At 73.5% G+C, this 17,266-nt stretch carries 11 protein-coding genes; 3 read left to right on the forward strand and 8 right to left on the reverse strand.

Annotation, left to right across the window (positions count from 1 at the left end; translation table 11 throughout):
- Positions 1-19 precede the first annotated feature (19 nt).
- Together C0216_RS25460 and C0216_RS25465 are read left to right on the forward strand one after the other, a co-directional pair.
- Entirely contained in the window at positions 20-2,899 is a 2,880-nt protein-coding gene (locus C0216_RS25460) for a bifunctional glycosyltransferase/CDP-glycerol:glycerophosphate glycerophosphotransferase (protein WP_114057532.1), read from the forward strand.
- Positions 2,896-4,089, forward strand: a complete 1,194-nt coding sequence (locus C0216_RS25465) for a glycosyltransferase (RefSeq protein WP_114057533.1) — start codon at positions 2,896-2,898, stop codon at positions 4,087-4,089. The genes C0216_RS25460 and C0216_RS25465 overlap by 4 nt, the downstream gene beginning before the upstream one ends.
- A gap of 107 nt (positions 4,090-4,196) precedes the next feature.
- On the opposite strand, the gene galE is transcribed toward C0216_RS25465, so the two are convergent.
- The 8 genes from galE to C0216_RS25505 form a co-directional block, all read right to left on the reverse strand.
- Positions 4,197-5,198, reverse strand: coding sequence for a UDP-glucose 4-epimerase GalE (galE, locus tag C0216_RS25470; RefSeq protein WP_114057534.1), 1,002 nt, complete (start codon positions 5,196-5,198; stop codon positions 4,197-4,199).
- 60 nt (positions 5,199-5,258) lie between these two features.
- Positions 5,259-6,881 (reverse strand): glycosyltransferase family 2 protein, encoded by a 1,623-nt coding sequence (locus tag C0216_RS25475; protein WP_114057535.1) that lies wholly within the window; start codon positions 6,879-6,881, stop codon positions 5,259-5,261.
- Positions 6,882-6,959: 78 nt separating this feature from the next.
- A complete protein-coding gene (obgE, locus tag C0216_RS25480; RefSeq protein WP_114057536.1) occupies positions 6,960-8,405 on the reverse strand; it encodes a GTPase ObgE in 1,446 nt (481 codons plus the stop codon).
- Between the two features lie 166 nt (positions 8,406-8,571).
- Positions 8,572-8,826, reverse strand: coding sequence for a 50S ribosomal protein L27 (rpmA, locus tag C0216_RS25485; RefSeq protein WP_008738950.1), 255 nt, complete (start codon positions 8,824-8,826; stop codon positions 8,572-8,574).
- A gap of 14 nt (positions 8,827-8,840) precedes the next feature.
- A complete protein-coding gene (gene rplU, locus C0216_RS25490; protein ID WP_114057537.1) occupies positions 8,841-9,161 on the reverse strand; it encodes a 50S ribosomal protein L21 in 321 nt (106 codons plus the stop codon).
- A 307-nt stretch (positions 9,162-9,468) separates the two neighbouring features.
- Complete coding sequence (locus C0216_RS25495) at positions 9,469-13,521, reverse strand: Rne/Rng family ribonuclease (RefSeq protein ID WP_114057538.1); 4,053 nt, start codon at positions 13,519-13,521, stop codon at positions 9,469-9,471.
- Between the two features lie 237 nt (positions 13,522-13,758).
- On the reverse strand, positions 13,759-14,538 hold the full coding sequence (locus C0216_RS25500; protein WP_114058904.1) for a TIGR03936 family radical SAM-associated protein: 780 nt from the start codon (positions 14,536-14,538) through the stop codon (positions 13,759-13,761).
- 231 nt (positions 14,539-14,769) lie between these two features.
- Positions 14,770-15,657, reverse strand: coding sequence for a hypothetical protein (locus tag C0216_RS25505; protein WP_114057539.1), 888 nt, complete (start codon positions 15,655-15,657; stop codon positions 14,770-14,772).
- A 181-nt stretch (positions 15,658-15,838) separates the two neighbouring features.
- Between C0216_RS25505 and C0216_RS25510 the strand changes: the two genes are divergently transcribed.
- Positions 15,839-17,221, forward strand: a complete 1,383-nt coding sequence (locus C0216_RS25510) for a recombinase family protein (protein WP_114058905.1) — start codon at positions 15,839-15,841, stop codon at positions 17,219-17,221.
- The last annotated feature ends 45 nt before the right edge of the window (positions 17,222-17,266 follow it).

A 17,266-nucleotide genomic window follows, 5' to 3' on the forward strand; every position in this document is an offset into this window, starting at 1 on the left:
ATGGAACGAAGGGATCGAGGTGCACGTGCCTGACGTCTCCGTGGTCGTCATCGTCTACAACGACGAAGAGCGTCTGCCGACAGCCGTCCGGTCGGTTTTGGACCAGACGCTGCACGGGGTCGAAGTCGTGATCGTCGACGACTGCAGCAAGGACCGGTCGTACGCGGTCGCACAGGAGCTCGAAGCCGCCCACCCCGGCCGGGTCCGCGCCTTCCGGCTGCCCGAGAACAGCGGCGGCTGCGGAGCCCCCCGCAACCACGGCATCCGGCAGGCCGCCGGCACCTACGTGATGTTCCTCGACAGCGACGACGTCCTGGAGCGGAACGCCTGCCGCAACATGCTGGAAGCGGCCGAGCGGACCGGCTCCGACCTGGTCTCCGGCATGTGCGTGCGGGTGCACCTCGACAACCGCTGGGGCAAGACCACCGAGTGGTACCCGTGGATCTACTCCCGCACCCGCACCCTGGAGTCGATCACCGAGTTCCCCGACCTGCTGGTCTACGACACGCTGTCGACGAACAAGTGCTACCGGCGCTCCTTCCTGCTGGAGCAGGGCCTGGAGTTCCCCGTCGGCATCCACTACGAGGACCTGCTGTTCTCCGCCCAGGCGTACGTCGCCGCCCGCCGCATCACGCTGATCCCGAACCAGGTCTACCGCTGGAACGTCGTCGAGAAGGCCGCCTCGAAGTCGATCAGCAACCGGCGCCACGAGATCGCCAACTTCGTGCACCGCATGGAGATCCACCGCCGGGTCGACGAGCTGCTGGCCTCCAAGGGCTACACCGACATCAAGACCGCGAAGGACGCCAAGTTCCTCAAGCACGACCTCGTGCTGCACCTGCGCGACCTGCCGCTGCTCGGCGACGCCTACCGCCAGGAGTTCGCCCGCCTGGCCAACGGCTACCTGGCCACCATCGACCCCGCCGCCTACGAGCACGTCACCCACCTCCAGGCGATCTGCGCCTACCTGCTCGGCAAGGAGGACTGGGACAACCTCCTCCCGGCCGCCGACGCCATGGTCAACAAGGGCCGGCTGACCTCCCCGCTCGCCGAGCGCGACGGCCGCGTCTACTGGTGCGCGAACCACATCGACGACCCGGCCGACACCGAGGCCCGCCGGATACTGGACGTCACCGCGCAGGGCTTCCACACCACCCCGCTCACGGGCCTCACCCTCGGCAACCGCCTCACCTCCTACGAGGACGACGGCCGCGGCACCGTCACCCTGTCCGGATCGATCGTGAACCCGCTGCGCCGCATCGGCCCCGACGCGGAGCTCTCCGCGGTGCTGGAGCTGCGCGCCCGCCGGCAGATCGGCGTCCGCTCCTTCAGCTTCCCTGCGGCAACCGTCCGACACGCGGGTGACACGATCGAGTGGACCGCCACCGCCGACATCGCCGGCACCGTGCGCCCCCTCGGCATCGTCGACGCCGTCTGGGACGTCCGCCTGCGCCTCGACGCCGGCGGCGAGCGCATCGTCACCCGCGTCTCCACCGCCGGCCTCGACCTCGATGCGGCGGCCCGCCTGCGGGTCCGCCCCCGCCTCACCCGGCTGGTCTCCGACCGCTTCGAGCCCGAGGTCACCAAGAAGGGCAACCTCTCCTACGTCCTGACCGCCGAGGGGCCCGCCGCCGTCCGCACCCAGGCCCTCATCACCGGCGCCATGCACGGCAAGGCCGCCGGCGTCGTCAAGCGCGGGCTGCGCAAGGCCCTGCGCGCCCGCCGGAACCTCGGCTCGGGCGAGCAGAAGGTCCGCGTGTACCACGAGGTCTTCTCGAAGCTGCCGGTCAGGAAGGGCCTGGTCGTCTTCGAGAGCCACATGGGCAAGCAGTACAGCGACAGCCCGAAGGCGATCTACGAGGAGATGGTCCGCCAGGGCGTCCCCTTCGAGGCGGTCTGGTCCTACGCGGGCGCCAAGCCGACCGGCTTCCCGAAGGAGGCCACCCTGGTCAAGCGCTGGAGCTGGCAGTACCTGCGCGCCCTTGCCCAGGCCGAGTTCTGGATCGACAACCAGGGCTTCCCCCTCGCCCTGACCAAGCGCGAGGGCACCACGTACATCCAGACCTGGCACGGCTCGGCCCTCAAGCGGATGGGCTTCCACGAGCCGCGCACCAAGGCGCAGGGCCGCGCCGCCCAGGACCGGTTCCAGGCGGCCGTGGACCGCTTCGACCACTTCCTCGTCCGCTCCGAGCACGACGTCCGCACCCTCGCCAAGGGCTTCCGCCTGCGCGACGAGGTCCTGCTGCGCGCCGGCTACCCCCGCAACGACGCCCTCGTGGAGGCGCACCGCGCCGAGGCGCAGAGCGGGGAGCGGGTCCGCGGCCCGCTCGCCGCCGAGCTGGGCATCGACCCGGACAAGCGGGTGCTGCTGTACGCGCCCACCTTCCGGGCCAACGCGGAGGGCGCCGTCGAGGGGTTCGAGTTCCCCTTCGACGTGGAGGAGTTCGCGGACCGCCTCGGCGACCGCTTCACCCTGCTGGTGCGCACGCACTACCTCAACAGCGTCTCCCTGCCGCCGTCGGTCGCGGGCCGCGTCGTCGACGTCTCCCGGCACCACGACGTCACCCCGCTGCTGGCCCTCGCCGACGGGCTGATCACCGACTACTCGTCCGTGATGTTCGACTACGCGGTCCTGGACCGGCCGATGCTGTTCTTCGCGTACGACTACGACAGCTACGCGGGCGACATCCGCGGCACGTACTTCGACCTGAAGGAGAAGGCCCCCGGGCCGGTCGTGGCCACCGCCGAGGAGCTCTTCCAGGCCGTCGCCGCCTTCGACGAGGCGGACGCCAAGTACGCGGAGGCGCGCCAGCGCTTCCTCACCGAGTTCGGCGAGTACGACCGCGGCGACGCAGCCCGCCGGATCGTCGAGAAGTTCTTCACCAGGAGCGGAAAGTGAGCCAGCAGACCGCCGGGACCGCAGCGGACCTCGAACAGCGCGGCGGCCGCGACGTCTTCATCGTCTCCAACAGCGTCGACGAGATCGGCGGGGTGACGACCTGGTCGCACCAGATGGCCCGGCTCTTCACCGACCGCGGCCACCGCGTGCACCTCGTCGGCATCGCGCCCGTCGCCGAGGAGCTCCGGCAGAGGCTGCCGCAGGACCTGCCGTACGCGGTGACCACCCTGTACGACGCCCACCCGCCGCAGGCCCGCCGCCTGCGCGGCATCAAGGGCCGGCTCAACGCGCCCGAGCGGCGCCGCCAGGCCGCCCGGCGGACCCTGATGCAGCAGAAGGCGGAGCAGCTGAGCACCCTGCTGCGGGCGGCCCGGCCCGGCGGCGTCGTGATCGTCACGCAGGTGTGGGCGATGGAGTGGGTGGCGCTCGCCGACACCAAGGGGCTGTCCGTCATCGGCATGAGCCACGAGTCGTTCGAGGCCAGCCAGAAGTCGACCCGCGGCGAGCGGGTCCGCCGCCACTACCGCGACGTCGACCGGCTGCTCGTGCTCACCCCGGAGGACGCGGACCTGTGGATCCGGGCCGGCATGGAGAACGTCTCCAGCATGCCGAACCCGCTGCCGTTCATGCCGGACTCACCCGCGCCGCGCACGGAGAAGGTCGTCGTGAGCGTGGGCCGCCTCGCCTTCGAGAAGGGCGTGGACCTGCTGCTCGACGCCTGGGCGGAGGCGGCCCCGCTGCACCCGGACTGGATCCTGCGGATCCACGGCGCGGGCGTCGAGGAGGCGCGGCTGCGGGAGCACGCCGCCTCCCTCGGGGTGTCCGGCTCCGTGGAGTGGGCCGGCAGCACCGACGACGTGCTGGGCGCGCTGCGCGGGGCGTCGGTGTTCGCGCAGGCGTCGCGCGCCGAGGGCTTCCCGATCACCCTGCTGGAGGCGATGGCCGCGGGGCTGCCGGTCGTCGCGTTCGACTGTGCGCCCGGCGTGCGCGAGATCGTCGGGCACGGTGAGGACGGGCTGCTGGCCCGGCTGGGCAACACGATGGAGCTGGCCGGGCACCTGGACGCGCTGATGGCGGACCGGGAGCTGCGGGACCGGCTCGGCGACCGGGCCTTCCGGGCGGTGCGCCGCTACTCCGCGGCCGAGATCACCGACCGGTGGGAGCGGCTGTTCGCCTTCCTGGAGCGCTGAGCGCGGGGCGCTCACCGTACGGCGGAGCCGCCCGACCCGGAGGACCGGGGCGGGCGGCTCCGCCGTGTCACGGCCGGGACAGGCGGTCCTCCGGGACGGGCGGGTCCTCAGCGCTCCGACGTGTGCCCGGCCTTGCCGCGGTTGGCCTCCCAGCCCGCCCACGCCGAGGTGATCATGTCGCGGACGTCGTGCTTCGCCTTCCAGCCCAGCTCGGCGTGGATGCGGTCGGCGGAGGCGACGACCTTGGCCGGGTCGCCGGGGCGGCGCGGCACGACGACCGGCTCGTACGCGTGGCCGGTGCCCTCGTTGAGGAGGGTGGCCATCTCGCGCACGGACACGCCCTCGCCGCGGCCGATGTTGACCGTCAGGTCGCGGTACTCGCCCGCGTCCGCCCACTCGCGCAGCTTCCGGGCCGCCGCGACGTGCGCCTCGGCCAGGTCCTCGACGTGGATGTAGTCGCGGATGCAGGTGCCGTCCGGGGTGGGGTAGTCGTCGCCGAAGATGCGGGCGCCCTCGCCCTTGTCGAAGCGCTCGAAGACCATCGGGACCAGGTTGAACACACCGGTGTCGGCGAGCTCCGGGGTGGCCGCGCCGGCCACGTTGAAGTAGCGCAGGCAGGCCGTCGCGATGCCGTGCGCCCGGCCGGCCGCGCGGATCAGCCACTCGCCGGCCAGCTTGGTCTCGCCGTACGGGCTCAGCGGCGCGCACGGGGTCTCCTCGGTGACGAGGTCCACGTCCGGCATGCCGTACACGGAGGCGGAGGAGGAGAAGAGGACGTTCCGGACGCCGGCCGCGGCGACCGCCCCGAGCAGGACCTGCAGGCCCTCCACGTTCTCGTGGTAGTAGAACAGCGGCTTCTCGACGGACTCGCCGACCTGCTTCTTGCCGGCCAGGTGCACCACGCCGGTGACCTTGTGCTTGCGGATCACCTCGTCGAGGACGAGGCGGTCCAGGACCGAGCCGATCACCAGCGGGACGCCCTCCGGGACGCGGTCCTCGTTGCCGGTGGACAGGTCGTCCAGAACGACGACCTGCTCACCCGCGAGCAGCATCGCGCGGACGACGTGCGAGCCGATGTAGCCGGCGCCGCCGGTGATCAGAAAAGTCATGCGTTTCTCCCGAGTGCATTCCATGGGTCCGGGCGGCGGCCTTCGGGGCCGCCGCCCGCGTCATCCCGCCGCGCGGCCCGCGCGGGCCCGGTGGAGGCGGTTGCGTACGAAGCTCAGCGCGCCCGCGGCTCCCGGCGCGAGCCGCAGGGCCAGGGAACCCCCGGCGGTGCGGTACGGCTGCGCCAGCAGCACACCGTACCTGCTGCTCAGCAGCGCCCTGCGGCGCAGCAGCGCGTCGAGGGGGCGGGGCGCGGTCGCCAGGACGGTGCCGTCGGCGAAGGCGACGTCGATCTCGACGCCCCAGGCCTGCATGCCCCGGCGGCCCTGCCGGCGCCCGGCGGCGGCGACCGCGGTCAGCGGGAAGGGGACGTCACAGGTCCAGCCGCTGCCGTCGGCGGCGGGGCGCAGGTCGACGGGCCGGTCGAGGAGGGGCTCGCCGCCGGAGCGCGGCACGAACCGCAGCCGGACGGTGCGCGGCCCGGCCTCGGCGAGCCGCCCGTACAGGTCGTGCACCCGGATCCGCAGGCCGGCGGCGCCGGCTCCGGCGCCTGCCTCGACGGTGGCGGGCAGGGCGGCGGCGGGCAGTTCCTCCAGCCCGTCCAGCTCGACGGGAAGGGCGTCGCTCCACACGGGCCGGCCGCCGGGGCCGGTCGCGTACGGGGGCAGCAGCCGCGGCGGTTCGGCGGCGAACCGGGTCAGCCGCTCCAGGTCGGCGGGCGGGGCGTCGGCGGCGCGCAGCACGCGGACGATCCACCGGGCGTGCGCACCGGCAGCCTCGACGGCGGCCTCGTCGAACCCGGCCAGGTAGTCGCGGGTCAGGGCCCACCAGTCGGCCCGGTAGCCGGGGTCGCTGCCGAGTTCGCGCAGGTACATGCGCAGGTCGTACTCCAGGAACTTCACCCGGCAGGCGAGGCCGAGCTCCGGGGATGCCTCGGCGAGGATCCGGGCGGCGGTGCGGTGGGCCTCGATGCGGGAGCGCCAGTTGGAGACGTCCTTGCGGTCCAGGGAGATCGACACCTGGGCGGCGCTGCGCCGGACGTGCCAGACGTAGACGAGGTCCTCGACGACGGCGATGCGCGGCGCGGCGGCGAGGACGCGGGCGGTGAAGACGAAGTCCTCGTAGGTGAACCGGCCGTCGGGGAAGCGGATGCCGTGCTTGTCCAGGAAGGCCCGCTCGTACAGCTTGTTGACGCAGAGGGTGTCGCGGACCAGCTCGGGCCGGTCGGCCGGCCGGTCGACGACCTCGCCGTGCCGGTACAGGCCGGGCACCCAGGGGGTGTCGTGGTGCTGGGGCAGCTCCCGGCGCACGCACGCACCGACGGCCACCGGGGCGCGGTGCTCCTCGGCGGCGCGGAGGAGCGCCTCGGCGGCCCCGGGCGGCAGGACGTCGTCGCTGTCGAGGAACAGCACGTACGGGGAGGTGGCGGCGGCGATCCCGTCGTTGCGGGGGGTACCGCAGCCGCCGCTGTTCTCCGTACGGTGGACGACCTTCAGGCGCGGGTGGACGGCGGCCAGCCCGTCCAGCACCTCCGCGGTGCCGTCGGCCGAGGCGTCGTTGACGGCGATGACCTCGGCCACGACCGGGCCCTGGGCGAGAGCCGAGGTGACGGCTTCGCCCACGAGCCCGGCGTCGTTGTAGGCGATCACGACGACGGAGACACTGGGGGGCTGCGTGCTGCTCACCCCGTGGATCCTAGGCGACCCGGGTAAACATCCCTTCAACTCCGCCGCCCGATGCGCCCGCGGACCGCATGATTCAGGTCAGAAAGGACGGAATTCGTCGTATTCGTCCTGTGCGGAGTCGCTGCGGCGGGCGTCGCGCTCCTTGCGGCGCTGGGCGGCCGGACGCGGCGCTTCCATGCGGTGGTCCTCGCCGCGGCGGCCCAGCATCTCCGCGCCGGCCATCATGGACGGCTCCCAGTCGAAGACGACCGCGTTCTCGTCGGAGCCGATGGCGACGCCGTCGCCGGCGCGGGCGCCGACCTTCAGCAGCTCGTCCTCGACACCGAGGCGGTTCAGGCGGTCGGCGAGGTAGCCGACGGCCTCGTCGTTGTTGAAGTCGGTCTGGCGGACCCAGCGCTCCGGCTTCTCGCCGCGCACCCGGTAGACGCCCTCCGCCTCGTCGAAGGTGACGGTGAAGCCGGTCTCGTCGACGGCCTTCGGGCGGATGACGATGCGGGTCGCCTCCTGCTTCGGCTTGCGGGCGCGCGCCTTGGCGACGACCTCCGCGAGGAAGTAGGACAGCTCCTTCAGGCCGGTGCGGGCGACCGCGGAGACCTCGAAGACCTTGTAGCCGCGGGCCTCCAGGTCGGGCCGGATCATGTCGGCGAGGTCCTTGCCGTCCGGGATGTCGACCTTGTTGAGGACCACGAGGCGCGGCCGGTTCTCCAGGCCGCCGCCGTACTGCTTGAGCTCCTCCTCGATGACGTCGAGGTCGGAGACGGGGTCGCGGTCGGACTCCAGGGTGGCCGTGTCCAGGACGTGCACCAGGACGGAGCAGCGCTCCACGTGCCGCAGGAACTCCAGGCCCAGGCCCTTGCCCTGGCTGGCGCCCGGGATGAGGCCGGGGACGTCGGCGATCGTGTAGACGGTCGAGCCGGCGGTGACGACGCCCAGGTTCGGGACGAGCGTGGTGAACGGGTAGTCCGCGATCTTCGGCTTGGCGGCGGAGAGCACCGAGATCAGCGAGGACTTGCCGGCGCTCGGGAAGCCGACGAGCGCCACGTCCGCGACGGTCTTCAGCTCCAGGACGATGTCGCCGGTCGCGCCGGGCACGCCGAGGAGCGCGAAGCCGGGGGCCTTGCGGCGGGCGGAGGACAGCGCCGCGTTGCCGAGGCCGCCGCGGCCGCCCTCGGCGGCGACGTACGTGGTGCCCTGGCCGACCAGGTCGGCGAGGACGTTGCCCTCCTTGTCGAGGACGACGGTGCCGTCCGGCACGGGCAGGACGAGGTCCTGGCCGTCCTTGCCGGAGCGGTTGCCGCCCTCGCCGGGCTTGCCGTTGGTGGCCTTGCGGTGCGGGCTGTGGTGGTAGTCCAGAAGGGTCGTCACGGACTGGTCCACGACGAGGACGACGTCGCCGCCGCGGCCGCCGTTGCCGCCGTCGGGGCCGCCGAGCGGCTTGAACTTCTCCCGGTGCACGGAGGCGCAGCCGTGGCCCCCGTTACCCGCGGCGACATGCAGCTCGACGCGGTCCACGAAGGTGGTCATGGTGTTCCTCCAGATACAGACGGGATGTCCCGGACAGGCCTTGCTGTCCCATTAAACGTGTGTACGTGCAAACGCGCCGAGGGCGGACCTCTCTTCCCGGCACCTGCCGGGAAGAGCTGGGATCCGCCCTCGGTAAGTTACGAACGCTTGATCAGCAGGAGCTGGATCAGGCGGCCGGAACGATGTTCACGACCTTGCGGCCACGGTGGGTGCCGAACTGCACCGCGCCGGCCTGCAGGGCGAACAGCGTGTCGTCGCCACCACGGCCGACACCGGCGCCCGGGTGGAAGTGGGTGCCGCGCTGGCGGACGAGGATCTCACCAGCGGAAACGACCTGACCGCCGAAGCGCTTCACGCCGAGCCGCTGGGCATTGGAGTCGCGACCGTTCCGGGTGGACGATGCGCCCTTCTTGTGTGCCATTGCTCAGTCCCTCTTTACTTCGCGGCCGACGGGATGGACGTGACCTTGATCGCCGTGTACTGCTGACGGTGACCCTGGCGACGGCGGTAGCCGGTCTTGTTCTTGTAGCGCAGGATGTCGATCTTGGCGCCCTTGGTGTGGTCCACGACCTCGGCCTGGACCTTGATGCCCGCCAGGACCCACGGGTCGCTGGTCACGGCGTCGCCGTCGACAACGAGCAGGGTCGAGAGCTCGACCGTGTCGCCAGCCTTGGCAGTGGAAATCTTGTCAACCTCAACGATGTCGCCGACAGCAACCTTGTGCTGGCGACCACCGCTGCGCACGATGGCGTACACGCGGATCTCTCTCTCGCTCGATGGGAACCCCTGAAGCCAGCCGTCTCCCGCAGAACGCGGGTCGGCCTCCCCCGGACCGCGCAGCGGCCCGGGAGGTGAGGTGCTCAGTGGCTGGCGCGCACGTAGACACGCCGACGGTCAAGATTACGGTCCCGGGTTTAAGAGGTCAAACCGGGACGGCCGCCACGACGCGGCCCCGGACCGGCGACGCGTCGAGGAACGCATCGTCTTTCCGCGGGGTACGGGACCGCCCCGGCCCCGCGGGGTGCGGGGCCGGGGCGGTCCGTTGACATGCGACCCGGGCGGGTCAGGCGTCCGAGTCGGTGGAGGCCGCGGCGGAGGGAGCGCTCTGCTCCGCCGCCGCGGTCTTCTTCGTCGCCTTCTTCGCCGTCGTCTTCTTCGCCGTCGTCGTCTTCTTGGCCGCGGTCTTCTTGGCCGTCGTCGTCTTCTTGGCGGCGGCCTTCTTTGCCGGGGCCTTCTTGGCGGCCGTCTTGCGGGCCGTCTTCTTGGCCGGGGCCGGCTCCTCGGCCGGGGCCTCGGGCTCGGCGGCGGCTGCCGGGGCCTGCTCCGACGGGGCCGTCTCGACGACGACCACCGCCGCCTCCGCGCCGGCCGGCGAGCCGGCGGGCGAGGTGGCCTTGCGGACGGCACGGCGCCGCGGACGGGCCGGTGCGGCCGCGGGGGCCTCGGCCTCGACCGGAGCGGGCTCCGGCTGCGGTTCGGCGGCCGGCTCGGGCTCGACGGCCGGCTCCGGCTCGGCCGCGGCGGCCGGCTGGGGCTGCGGCTCGGGCTCGGCCGCGGCGGCCGGCTCGGGCTGCGGCTCGGCGGCCGGCTGGGGGGCCGCAGTCGCCGGCGCGGTCGCCTTGCGGGTGGCGCGGCGGCGCGTCCGGCCCTTCGGCTCGGCCTCGACCGTCTCCGACGCGGCCACGGCCTCGGCGACGGCCTCCGCGGCCGGCTCCAGCACCGTGTCGGCAGGCGCGGTGACCGGCTCGGCCTCCACCTCGACGACCGGCGCCGGCGCGGCCTCGACCGCAGCCGCGGCAGCCGGAGCAGCAGCTGCGCGCGGGGCGCCCGCGGCGGCGGTCGCCTTGCGCGTGGCGCGGCGCCGGTTGCGGCGGCTGCTGACGCCGGCCGCGGCCTCCGCCTCCGCGACGCTGCTGTACAGCTCCTCGTCCGGGGCGAACGCCGGCTCGGGCAGCGCGACCGGCGCGGCCACCTCGGCGGCCACCTCGGCCTCGCTCTCCGCCTCCGGCTCGGCCACGGCGACCGTCCCGGCGGTCTCCACGGCCTCGACCTCGTGTTCGTGGCCCCGGCCGCCGCGCCGCTTGGCGCGCTTGCCGCCGTTGCCGCCGGCCGCGGACGCCGTGTCCATGTGGACGATCACGCCGCGCCCGTTGCAGTGGACGCAGGTCTCGGAGAAGGACTCCAGCAGGCCCTGGCCGACCCGCTTGCGGGTCATCTGGACCAGGCCGAGCGAGGTCACCTCGGCGACCTGGTGCTTCGTACGGTCGCGGCCCAGGCACTCCAGCATGCGCCGCAGGACCAGGTCGCGGTTCGACTCCAGCACCATGTCGATGAAGTCGATGACGACGATGCCGCCCAGGTCGCGCAGCCGCAGCTGGCGCACGATCTCCTCGGCAGCCTCCAGGTTGTTCCGGGTGACGGTCTCCTCGAGGTTGCCGCCCTGACCGGTGAACTTGCCGGTGTTGACGTCGATGACGACCATCGCCTCGGTCTTGTCGATCACGAGGGAGCCGCCGGAGGGCAGCCACACCTTGCGGTCGAGCGCCTTGGCGAGCTGCTCGTCGATCCGGTACGTGGCGAAGACGTCGACCTCGGACGTCCAGCGCTGCAGGCGGCCGGCCAGGTCGGGGGCGACGTGCGAGACGTAGCCGTGGATGGTCTCCCAGGCGCTGTCGCCGCTGACGATGACCTTCGAGAAGTCCTCGTTGAAGATGTCGCGCACGACGCGGACGGTCATGTCCGGCTCGCCGTACAGCAGGCTCGGCGACGACGTCGTGATCTGCTTCGACTTCTTCTGGATCTCCTCCCACTGCGCCTGGAGGCGCTCGACGTCGCGGCGCAGCTCGTCCTCGCTCGCGCCCTCGGCGGCCGTGCGCACGATGACGCCGGCGTCCTCGGGGACGATCTTCTTGAGGATGGTCTTCAGGCGGGCGCGCTCGGTGTCGGGCAGCTTGCGGCTGATGCCGGTCATCGAGCCCTCGGGCACGTAGACCAGGTAGCGGCCGGGCAGCGAGACCTGGCTGGTCAGGCGGGCGCCCTTGTGGCCGATCGGGTCCTTGGTGACCTGGACCAGCACGGACTGGCCGGACTTCAGGGCGGTCTCGATGCGGCGCGGCCCGTTGGCCATGCCGAGCGCCTCGAAGTTGACCTCGCCGGCGTACAGGACGGCGTTGCGGCCCTTGCCGATGTCGATGAAGGCGGCCTCCATGGACGGCAGCACGTTCTGGACCTTGCCCAGGTAGACGTTGCCGACGTACGAGGTGGCCTCTTCCTTGTTGACGTAGTGCTCGACGAGCACGTTGTCCTCGAGGACGCCGATCTGCGTGCGGTCTCCGTTCTGGCGGACGACCATGACGCGCTCGACGGCCTCGCGGCGCGCGAGGAACTCGGCCTCGGTGATGATCGGCACGCGGCGGCGGCCCTGCTCGCGGCCCTCGCGGCGGCGCTGCTTCTTGGCCTCCAGCCGGGTCGAGCCCTTGATGGACTGGACCTCGTCGGACTCGGGCTTCTCGCGTGCGGGGCGCGGCTCGCGGACCTTGACGACGGTGCGTACGCCGTCCTCGTCGGCGGCGTCGGCGTCCGCGGCGGTGTCACCGCTGCGGCGGCGACGGCGGCGGCGACGGCGGCTGGAGGTGCTGCCGAGGGCGTCGGCCTCCTCGGCCTCCTCCTCGTCCTCCTCGGCCTCGGCGGCCTCCTGGTCGGCGGCCTCGGCCTCGTCCTCGGCGGCTTCGTCGAGCTCGGAGGCCTCGCCGCGGCGGCGACGGCGGCCACCGCGGCGGCGGCGGCGGGACGGGCGCTCGTCGGAGTCGTCGGCCTCGTCCTCGTCGAGGTCGGCGGCCTCGGCCTCCGGCTCCTCGTCGGCGGGCTCGGGTGCGGCCGGGGCCTCGGCCGCGGGGGCCTCGACGGCGCCGCGGCTGCGCCGGCGGCGGCGGCCGGACGGCTGCGCGGCGGGGGCCTGGACGGCCTCGACCTCGGCCTCGGCCTCCTCCTCGTCCTCGTCGGCTTCCTCGGCCTGGGCCTCGGCGGCAGCGGCGGCGGCCGCGAGGGCGGCGGTCTCCGGGGTCTGGAACATCGGCTCGGTGAAGACCGGCGCCTGGAACACGGGGACGGCGGGGCGCACGGCGCGGCGGGAGCGCGCCGGGGCGGCGGGCTCCTCGGACGCGGGCTGTGCGGCGGGGGCGGCCGGCGCCTCGGCGGCGGGGGTGGGGGCGGCCGGGGCGGCGGCGCGGGTGGCACGGCGGCGGCCGCGCTTGGGCGCGTCGACGGCGTCGGCCACGGTGACGGTGGCCTTGGGAGCCTCCTGCTTGACGGGCTCGGTGGCGGGCGCCTCGACGGCGGCGGCAGCGGCCTCGGCGGCGGGGGCGGAGGTGGCGCGGGTGGCACGGCGGCGGGTCCGCGGAGCGGGCGCAGCAGCCTCCTCGACGGCGGCCGGAGCCTCGACGGCGGCGGGCGCCTCTGCGGCAGGAGCCTCGACGGAGGCGGCCTCGGCGACAGGAGCGGAGGTGGCGCGGGTGGCACGGCGGCGCGTCCGCGGAGCCGGAGCAGCAGCCTCCTCAACCGCGGCCGAAGCCTCCACGGCAGCAGCGGGAGCCTCCACCACGGCAGCAGGCTCGGCAGCCGGAGCGGACGTCCCACGGGTGGCCCGGCGGCGGGTCCGCGGAGCCGGAGCAGCAGCCTCCTCGACGGCTGCAGGCGCCTCGACGGCGGCGGCCTCGGCGGCCGGGGCGGAGGTGGCGCGGGTGGCACGGCGGCGCGTGCGCGGAGCCGGAGCAGCAGCCTCCTCAACAGCGGCAGGCGCCTCAACAGCGGCGGGCGCCTCGACGGCGGCGGCCTCGGCGACCGGGGCGGAGGCGGCCTCGGCGACAGGGGCGGATACAGCGCGGGTGGCACGGCGGCGGGCCCGCGGCGGGGCGGCGGCAGGCGCGGCCTCGGCCTCGGGGGCGGCGGCAGGGGCGGCCTCGACCGCCTCGGCGGCGGGCGCGGACGCGGCGGCGGTCGCACCGGGCGGGCCGGCGGGACGCGACGCGGCACGGCGGCGCCTGCGCGGCGGCAGGTTGTCGCTCGGGCTGCCGTTGTCGATGCCGGCGGGGGTGTTGTTGTTCTCGTTGTCGAGCATGCGGGCGGTTCTCCCGTCACGCTCCCGGGCTCCGCGGCTGACATCCGGTCCGGCTCGGCTCCGCGCGTGTCGGCGCGGAGCCGGCCTCCGGGGCGCGTTCGCCTCACGGGAGCTGTAGTCCATGGCCGCCGGTTCCGTACGCTTTGTCCGTACGGCCTGGCGGAAGTCTTCAGGTCGATGCGCGGCCCGACCCAGGTGGCTCCCGAGTGCCAGGGCTGCGCGGCGGCGGCGACGCCCTTACGCGGCGGGACCTTCCGGCGCCTTCGCGTCGGCAGCCACGGCGGCCGTGGGTGGAGCGGCCGTGTCGGCCTCGCGGTCGGGCGCGAGCGGGTCGGTCACCGTGCCGGACTCCTCGTCGAAGAGCCCCTGCGCCAGCCTGGTCACCGCTGCGGGGACCGGCGGCGCCAGGTCGGCCACAGCTCGGAGACCGGACAGGACGTCGTCGGGTCGAACGGCAGGTGTCAGATGCCGAACAACCAGCCGCAGTATCGCACAGGCACTGTCCGGCGTCCTATCAGCCGGCGAAGGAAGGACCTCCAGTGCCGCGACGGCGCCGCGGGTGTCGAAGGTGCGGATGCCGTTCTTGGTGCGGCGCTGCACCTCCACCTGCTCGGCGGCGAGGAAGGCCTCGGCCGCGCGCGCCGCGTCGCCGGAGTCGACCCCGTCGAGCCGCAGCTCCCACACGGAGGCGGTCAGGCGGTCCGCGAGGCCGGAGGTGCGGGCCTCGACGGCGTCGGTGATGTCGAGGCCGACCGGCATCGACTCGTCGAGCAGTTCGCGGAGCTTCTCCGGGTCGCGGGGCTCCGTGAGCGCGATCTCCAGGTACTCGGCCTCGCTGCCGGTGCCGGTCGGCGCGGCGTTCGCGTAGGAGACGCGGGGGTGGGGGGTGAAACCGGCCGAGTACGCCATCGGCACCTCGGCGCGGCGCAGGGCGCGTTCGAACGCGCGCTGGAAGTCGCGGTGGCTGGTGAACCGGAGGCGGCCGCGCTTGGTGTAGCGCAGTCGGATGCGCTGCACCACCGGTGCGGGGGGCGGGCCTTCGGGCTGTCGCTTGCCCAGGGGTTCTTCTCCTTGTGCGGGGCTCCGCGGCTCGCGCGTCGCCCTGAGGTCCGGGGGACTGCCGGCCGTGCCCCGCTCCCCGGCTCGCCCCCGCCTCGGGGGGCGGGGGGTGCTCGGGGCGGGCATGCGGCCTGTGGCTGTCGTACTACCCAGATTACGCGCCCCTGACCTCGCCGGTTCCCGGGGCGGTCAGCCGAGGAGGACGCGGCGCACTTCTGCCCGCACCTGCCGGGCGGTGGTGCGCAGGGTGCGCCACGCGTCGCGCAGCACGTGCCCGACCGGGGTGAGGACGTACCGGTAGAGCTGCCGGCAGGGCCAGCCCGCCAGCACCCATGCGGCCAGGGAGAGCCCCCGCCACAGGGCCCGGGCGATCCGGCCGGCCACGTGCCAGGCCCAGACGAGGACCTGCCACAGCGGCAGGAGGAGCAGCCGGTGGACGCCGCGGGCGACCCAGGCGACGGCCGTGCCGACGGGGACGAGGACCCACCGCCACACCGCCGCGGCGGTCCAGGCGGCCGCCCGCCCCACCGGAACGACGAGGTGGTCCCAGGCGGCGCGGAGCAGCCACAGCACCCCGCGGCCGGCCGGCGCGAGCGCGTACCGGTACACGGCCGAGGCCAGCCACAGCACGCCCCGCCCGAGGGGGGCGAGCAGGTACCCGTACACGGCCCGGCCCAGCCATACGAGGCCTTGCCCGGTCGGGGCGATCAGCCAGCGGTGGCCGGTGGAGCCCAGCCACCGCAGGCCCCGCCCGAGGGGGGCGAGCAGGTACGCGTACAGGGCGCGGCCCGCGGGCGCGAGCAGGTACCGCCACAGCCCGACCCACGGCCAGACGAAGACCAGCTTGAGCAGGACGCCCAGCACCCACCCGGTGCCGCGGAGGACGGGCCCGAGGACGTGGGTCCACAGCGGCCCGAGCAGGTGCCGGTGCAGGGCCCGCGCCCCGGCGGCGAGCAGCTCCCACACCACCCGCACGGGCAGCACGACGAGCACGGCGACGATCTTGACGGGCACCCGGAGGACCCCGGTGAGGCAGCCTTCGCCCTGGCCGGCGGAGGGGCGTGTGACGCGTTCCATGCCCCCATGGACACAAGAACGCCCCCGTGCCGTTGCAGCGGGGGCGCGGATCTTCACCGGGATCCCGTCGGCAGCCGGAGCACCTGCGGACGAGGCAGGCGCTCCGGGCTGATTCCGGGCGGGGCGGGAGGTCCTACTTGTTGACGACGCTGGCGTGCACTGGAGAGAGCCGGACCTGGCGATGCTCGATGAGCTCCGGGGGGCCGAGAGCGCGCTTCCTGCGGATGCCCCGCGCGCCCTGATATCGGTGCGGCTGTCGGCGCTCACCGCGGACACCACGTCGCCTGTGCGCCAGGAGCTCGAACTGCGGCGCCTCGCCGGGGAACGAGGATTGCGCGTCGTGGGTGTGGCCAGGGACCTCAACGTCTCGGCCACCCGGGTCCCGCCTTGGCGGCGCAAGGAACTCGGGCGCTGGCTGAACGACCGCGTGCCGGAATTCGACGTGATCCTCTTCTGGACGATGGATCGGTTCGTCAGACGGGTGACCGACCTCAGCACCATGATCGATTGGTGCTCGGTCCATGGAAAGAACCTCGTCTCGAAGCACGACGCCATCGACCTCTCCACCTCGCTCGGCAAGGCCACGGCAGAACTCGTCAGCGCCCTGGCGGAGATCGAGACGGGTGGAACAAGGACCAGGGTGGCGAGCCTGTGGGACTACGCCAGGACGCAGTCGGACTGGCTCGTGGGGAAGCCGCCCTACGGGTACGCGACCGATGGCAGTGGGAAGCTGGTCATCGAGCCGCGAGCGCAGCGCGTGCTCCGGTGGTGCCACGGCGCAGCAGTGCGAGGAGTCTCGGCACGTCGCATGACCACCGTACTCAGCCGCGCCGGGGTCCCGACCGGCGGAGGCGGACAGTGGACGGCCAGCACGCTTCTGAGAAGGCTGCGGAACCCGGCACTGATGGGGCTCCGGGTCGCGGAGGACAAGGATGGCGGTACGCGCCGGTCCAGGATCGTCCGCGACAAGGCCGGCCTCCCTGTCCGCGTGGCGGACCCGATCTTCACGGAAGCCGAGTGGCGCACCCTCCAGACCGCCCTCGACCGGCGGAGCAAGTCGCAGCCCCATCGCCGCCCTCGCGGCGCGACCGCGTTCCTCGGGGTTCTGGTCTGCACGGACTGCGGCACGAACATGACCGTCCAACGGACTTCGGTGCAGGGCCGGACCTATGCCTACCTGCGCTGCCGGAGTTGTCCGGGCGGAGGTTTGGGCGCCCCCGATCCAGAGGCCGTGTACAGGGAGCTCCGAGGGCAGGCCGTAGCCGCGCTGGGTGCGCAGCCGGTACGCGTACGGGAGTACGTGCGCGGTAGCGCTGGCCCGCGACGGACCGAGCCGCATTGGGTCATCGCAGCGAACGGCGAGACCTTCGGACACCGCTGGGAACGCGAGGGCCAGGTCGTCATGGCCGAAGACCTGCGACGGGCTGGAGTCACCTGCCGGGTCCGTCGCACGAAGGTCTCCCGGACCAGAGCACCCGAGGTCCGGGTCGAGCTCGCCATCCCGGCCGACGCCGAGGAACGCCTGATCATCAGGCAGGACGTCTTCTCGGACCTGGTCCGTTGACACGTCGGCCCCGTCCTCGGTGGACGGGGCCGACGGAGCGGGCAC

It is taken from the genome of Streptomyces globosus (genome assembly GCF_003325375.1).
GTDB classification, from domain to species: domain Bacteria; phylum Actinomycetota; class Actinomycetes; order Streptomycetales; family Streptomycetaceae; genus Streptomyces; species Streptomyces globosus_A.

Bases quoted from the DNA above. Each gene is read 5' to 3' on its own strand.
- galE (WP_114057534.1), bottom strand. From the start codon at position 5,198: ATGACTTTTCTGATCACCGGCGGCGCCGGCTACATCGGCTCGCACGTC.
- obgE (WP_114057536.1), bottom strand. From the start codon at position 8,405: ATGACCACCTTCGTGGACCGCGTCGAGCTGCATGTCGCCGCGGGTAAC.
- rpmA (WP_008738950.1), bottom strand. From the start codon at position 8,826: ATGGCACACAAGAAGGGCGCATCGTCCACCCGGAACGGTCGCGACTCC.
- C0216_RS25495 (WP_114057538.1), bottom strand. From the start codon at position 13,521: ATGCTCGACAACGAGAACAACAACACCCCCGCCGGCATCGACAACGGC.
- C0216_RS25505 (WP_114057539.1), bottom strand. From the start codon at position 15,657: ATGGAACGCGTCACACGCCCCTCCGCCGGCCAGGGCGAAGGCTGCCTC.
- C0216_RS25510 (WP_114058905.1), top strand. From the start codon at position 15,839: ATGCTCGATGAGCTCCGGGGGGCCGAGAGCGCGCTTCCTGCGGATGCC.